This is a genomic window from Microbulbifer mixtoriginis (SeqCode), assembly GCF_052466765.1.
The window spans coordinates 2,128,532-2,133,946 of the sequence record NZ_CP174289.1 but is presented as its reverse complement, the minus strand read 5'-3'; the positions used below and the strand labels follow the sequence as shown (position 1 = coordinate 2,133,946).

4 protein-coding genes and 1 tRNA gene are annotated in these 5,415 nt (G+C 52.4%); 4 read left to right on the top strand and 1 reads right to left on the bottom strand.

Features of this window, described 5'->3' with window-relative positions; all coding sequences use genetic code 11:
• Positions 1-156 precede the first annotated feature (156 nt).
• A tRNA-Leu gene (locus ACJJIV_RS09510) sits at positions 157-243 on the bottom strand.
• A 242-nt stretch (positions 244-485) separates the two neighbouring features.
• Here ACJJIV_RS09510 and rnr point away from each other — a divergent pair.
• The 4 genes from rnr (at position 486) to ACJJIV_RS09490 (ending at position 5,355) form a co-directional block, all read left to right on the top strand.
• The gene (rnr, locus tag ACJJIV_RS09505; protein ID WP_444891532.1) at positions 486-3,215 is read left to right on the top strand and encodes a ribonuclease R; all 2,730 of its coding nucleotides are present in this window, start codon (positions 486-488) and stop codon (positions 3,213-3,215) included.
• Positions 3,216-3,227: 12 nt separating this feature from the next.
• Complete coding sequence (rlmB, locus tag ACJJIV_RS09500; RefSeq protein WP_444891531.1) at positions 3,228-3,983, top strand: 23S rRNA (guanosine(2251)-2'-O)-methyltransferase RlmB; 756 nt, start codon at positions 3,228-3,230, stop codon at positions 3,981-3,983.
• 226 nt (positions 3,984-4,209) lie between these two features.
• Positions 4,210-4,764 carry an RNA polymerase sigma factor gene (locus ACJJIV_RS09495; RefSeq protein WP_444891530.1) on the top strand — a complete coding sequence of 185 codons (555 nt, stop codon included), beginning with the start codon at positions 4,210-4,212 and terminating at the stop codon, positions 4,762-4,764.
• An 18-nt stretch (positions 4,765-4,782) separates the two neighbouring features.
• On the top strand, positions 4,783-5,355 hold the full coding sequence (locus ACJJIV_RS09490) for a hypothetical protein (RefSeq protein WP_444891529.1): 573 nt from the start codon (positions 4,783-4,785) through the stop codon (positions 5,353-5,355).
• The last annotated feature ends 60 nt before the right edge of the window (positions 5,356-5,415 follow it).

Sequence of the window (5,415 nt, the reverse complement as noted above, 5' to 3'; positions counted from 1 at the left end):
TGGTCCCTAGAAGACTTTAAAATACCGAACCGGCCCCAGTGGCCGGTTTTTTTATGGGCGTTTGTATTGGAAATATCTCAGGGACTTTTCGTGGGTAAGATTTACATAGGCCACAACGAAAAAAGGCCGACTCTTTCGAGTCAGCCTTTTTGGAATTGGTGCCCAGGAGAGGACTTGAACCTCCACGACCGTTAGGTCACTAGCACCTGAAGCTAGCGCGTCTACCAATTCCGCCACCTGGGCAAATCAACGTGTGCTCCGTTGAGGACGCGAACTATAGAGATCTGCAGGGGGAGTGTCAACGGTTTCTTAGCGCTTATTTCAACATTTTACCCAAAGGTCTGGAAATGTGCTGAAATCGCTTATAATGCGTTCAACAGCGGCGAAACATTGAACAAAAACTCTCTACCTCCGCCGCCTGCCTTTGACCGGATAACCTCCGGAAGCCGCCTCAATGGGCGGTTATCTCAACAACGGATGCTGTTTTGACACACAAAAATACTTCAGGCCCCCTCAACGCTGACCCTCATGCCCAGCGAGAGGCGGAAAAATATGAAAAGCCTATCCCCAGCCGAGAATATTTGCTGCAACTTTTGGAGCAGCAGGCGGAACCGGTGCCCTGGGAGTTTGTTGCCGACCTTCTTGAATTAGAAGATGAGGACCGGCGTGAAGGGGTGCGCCGGCGCCTAATCGCCATGTCCCGAGATGGCCAGATTGCCAGCAATCGCTCCGGTGATTTTGGTGTACTGGACAAAATGAGCCTGGTTCGTGGCCGCGTGATTGGCCACCGCGACGGTTTTGGTTTCGTTGTGCCAACGGATGGTGACGGCGATTTATTTTTGTCCCATCGACAAATGCGCAAAGTCTTTGATGGCGATGAGGTACTGGTGCGGGAGACTCCCGGCGGCTTTCGCGGCAAGCGTGAAGGTGCCGTGGTTCGGGTAATCAAGCACAATACCGAACAGCTGGCTGGGCGCCTTTACCGGGAAAATGGCATCTGCTTTGTGCGGCCCGATAACCCCCGCGTGAACCTCGATGTGATGGTAGCGGCAGAAGATGCTGCCGGTGCCGAACACGGCCAATATGTCGTGGTAAAAATTGTCACACAACCTGGGCGTGACCGCGTACCCCAGGGGGAAGTGCTGGAAGTGCTCGGCGACCATTTGGCACCGGGCATGGAAATCGATGTCGCGATTCGCAACTATGGCATCCCCCATATCTGGCCCGCGGCCTTACAGGCGGAAGTGGATGCCATTGCCGATGAAGTGCGGGAAGAGGATAAAAAAGCGCGGGTTGACTTGCGCCAATTACCCCTGGTCACTATTGATGGTGAGGATGCCCGCGATTTTGATGATGCAGTTTACTGTGAGCTTTTGCCTGACAACAGTTGGAAGCTGCTGGTAGCCATTGCCGATGTGTCTCACTATGTGCGCCCCGGCTCGGTGCTCGATGAGGAGGCTCACAGCCGTGGCAACTCGGTTTATTTTCCCGACTTTGTCGTGCCTATGCTGCCGGAGAAATTGTCTAATGGGCTCTGCTCATTAAATCCGGAGGTAGACCGCTTGTGTATGGTGTGCGAGATGCACATTGATCGCAGCGGTGAAATTACCGATTACCGTTTCTTTGAAGGTTTGATGCGCAGTCATTCGCGTCTGACTTATACCCAGGTAGGGCAGGTATTAGAAGAGCGGGACAATCGCGATAGTGGTCTGCGTAAGCAGTTTGCCGCACTGGTTCCACATCTGGATAATTTGCACGATTTGTACCTGGCGTTGCGCAGTGCCCGCGATCGGCGTGGGGCGATAGATTTTGAAACCACCGAAACCCGTATTCTGTTTGACAGCGAACGCAAGATTGAGCGCATAGTGCCGGTTACGCGCAACGATGCGCACAAACTGATCGAAGAGTGCATGTTGGCGGCCAATGTCTGTGCGGCGGATTTAATGGAGCTGTCGGAATTACCGGCTCTCTATCGTGTGCACGATGCCCCGAAAGAAGAAAAACTCAGCAACTTGCGCGAGTACCTCGGTGAGCTGGGATTGCGACTGCCCGGTGGCTCGGAGCCACAGCCTGCGGATTTTCAGGCGTTACTGGAGCAGGTCGAGGGCCGTGCGGATGCCCATATAATTCAAGTGATGTTACTGCGTTCCATGAATCAGGCGGTCTATCAACCGGAAAATCGCGGCCACTTTGGCTTGGATTATCGCGCCTATGCCCATTTCACCTCACCCATTCGCCGCTATCCCGATTTGCTGTTGCACCGTGCTCTGCGCTGGCTAATTCGCAATGGTAGTGCCAATGAAGCGGCAGTGGTGCAGAAGGTATACAGCGTGCCGGGTGCCAGGCCCATCGATCGACAGCAGATACTGCCCTACGATATGCCGGCGATGTTACAGCTCGGCGAACAGTGTTCCATGACTGAACGCCGTGCAGATGATGCTACCCGCGATGTAGTTAGCTGGCTCAAGTGCGAATATTTGCAGGATCATGTGGGTGAAGTTTATTCCGGCGTAATTAGTGCGGTAACGGGGTTCGGCTTATTTGTCGAGCTCAATGATCTTTTTGTTGAGGGGTTGATCCACGTGACCGCGCTGCCAAAAGATTATTACCGCTTTGAGCAGGCGCACCAGCGTTTAATCGGCGAACGCAGTGGCAAACGCTACCATCTAGGTGACTCAGTTAGCGTTCAGGTGGCGCGGGTCGATCTTGAAGAGCGCAAAGTAGACTTTATTCTCGAGGAATTGGTGCCGCGTCAAAAGGCCTCCCGTGCTAAGAAAGAAACGACTAAGGTCAGTGCCCGCGCGATGGAAATGGCTGTAGAGCATCAATTGGAGCGGGAGCGGCGCAGCAAGCAGAAAAAAGACAGCAGCCGTAAATTACATGCCAGCCCCTGGGGAAAGCGCGCAGAAACCTCAGCGGAAGTAGCGCCTATTCGCAAACGTAAGGTCGGCTCCAAAGAGGCGGTCCCTGTGGGAGAGCTGACGGAGGATAAGCCCAGTACGAGCAAGAAAAAATCAAGCGAGGATACCGACAAGCAAAAAACTGAGGCGCCGGCAAAGCGTCGCGGAAGCAAGCGCACTCCCACGCGCAAAGGCGGCAAACGCCCAGCGGTAGCTGCGCGCAAGGCTGCACAGAAAGCAGAAAAGGCCAAAACGCGTAGCGGCAAAGTTAAAAAGAAGAAGAAAGCTTCTTCTACCAGTAAAAAGAAAAAGTGATCGAGGCATAAGTTGAGCCAAGAATTGGTATATGGCCTGCACGCGGTGCAGGCTTTGTTAAAGGGTTCCCCACAAAATGTACAGGAGTTGATGCTATTGCGTGGGCGCAAAGACCAGCGCTTACAAAAAATTATTCAGCAGGCGGAAAAAAATGATATCGCACTGCGTTTTGTTGACCGTCGCACTTTGGATGATAAGGTGGAAGAGGGCGCTAATCACCAGGGGGTAATCGCTCTTTGTGCGAGTAAAACCCAGGTTCTGGATGAGAAATTTCTGTTTGGCATGCTCGAAAAGCTGGACCAGAAAGGTGAGGCGCCATTTCTCTTGGTCCTGGATGGCGTGACCGATCCCCATAATTTGGGTGCCTGCTTGCGCTCAGCGGAGGCTGCCGGTGTGCACGCGGTGATTGCGCCCAAGGATAAATCCGCAGGTTTGACCCCGACAGCCCGCAAGGTGGCCTGTGGTGCGGCTGAGGTTTTACCCTTTGTTACGGTGACCAACCTCGCGCGTACCCTACAGCAGTTACAGCAGGCTGGAGTGTGGATTTTTGGTGCGGCAGGAGAGGCTACTCAGGATGTCTACCAGTCTCAGTTGACGGGTCCTATGGCTTTAGTGATGGGTGCCGAAGGCAGTGGCCTGCGCCGATTAACCCGGGAGTACTGTGATCATTTAATTAAAATTCCTATGGCCGGTGAAGTCAGCAGCCTGAATGTGTCTGTTGCCACCGGTGTTTGTCTATTTGAAGCGGTGCGCCAGCGCAGCGCCTGATTTATTCCTTTTTTTTGATCTGTAAGTCCTGGTGATTACTGATACCGGGACTTGCAGCATCTCGGCGTAGCGCTTCACACGCAAACCTCTTTTTCCCCTCTATTTCCACTATTCACTGCTAGATTTTTTCCACTGTCACACAGCAATTTTACTGTGCAGTTTTCTATTTCATACCGCGGGTGAAAAATTTGCGGGTAACTTTCCTTTGATCTCCGGGAGTAGCGGTTTGTACGCCTGGCCCCAAAAATTACTGCGACGACGATCGAGTAATGCTCGTTTTGCTGAGTTGATACATCCACATATTCGCCAACTTTATCGTATGGCCTTTCGCTGGACAGGGAATCGCGAGGAGGCTGAGGACCTGGTACAGGATGTTTTGGCAAGCCTGCTGACGCGATCTGTAGCACTGGAAAAAATTCAGCGCTTAGGTCCCTGGTTAATCAAGGTGCTCTATCACCGCTATGTGGATCTCTACCGCCGACGCCGAAGCTCCCCCATTGATGAAGAGGTTGATTGGGAGACGGTGGCAAGCGGCACGCCAGAGAAGGGACTTTCTTCTCAGGTGGAAATGCAGCGCATTTTACTGCAGGCGCTATCGAAACTAGAGGTCAACTGGCGCGATACGGTATTGCTGCACGATGTAGAGGGGTACTCCCTACTAGAGGTGGCAGATATTTTGGGCATAAGTGTGGGCACGGTGAAATCACGCCTACATCGTGCCCATAAAAAATTAAAAAAATTGCTCAATGAGGGAACTATTAGCGAGGGTCATCCGTGTTAGTAATCAGAGGAAAAGCCAATGCTGAAATATGACTCTGAAGATTTTTCCAGTGAGATGTTGTTACGTCACCAGCTCCGCGCCCTGCCGGTTGAGAACCCTGGCGATGACTTGGAAGAGCGTATCTTAAAGTCTGTCTTCACCGGGCAGGAAAGCAGTCAATCGCCTTCTTTATCAAAATTATTTTTTGACGAATACCGGCGAGTGGGACAGTTGGCTGTAGCTGCGGGTTTCTTCGTGGTCGTGACATTGGGAGTGATACTGACATTCTTAAAAGATACCCCGATGGATGTTGGGGCTGGTTATACGCAGCAAGATGTCGAAGGCACTATCAGGCGGCCAGTGCACCTTTTACTGCACAGCAGTCGCCGGATGCCGGGGGCACTAATCAGGGTCGTCTTACCGGAAAATATGCAACTTGATGGTTATGCGAGCAGTCAGGTGTTGCAATGGCAAACGGATATTGCTGCAGGAAGTAATCGCTTGTCGTTGCCGGTGAAAATCCTCGGTGAAAATAGCACGGGGGAGATATTGATCGAAGTGGAATACGGTGGGGTGAGCAAGCGACTGCGTCAACGATTAACGCACTTGTGAAGCCGGCCGCAATGTAGGGTTCGATAGCAATTTTTGTCACAACCTAGAGGTAACCAAGCG

Bases quoted from the DNA above. Each gene is read 5' to 3' on its own strand.
- ACJJIV_RS09490 (WP_444891529.1), top strand. From the start codon at position 4,783: ATGCTGAAATATGACTCTGAAGATTTTTCCAGTGAGATGTTGTTACGT.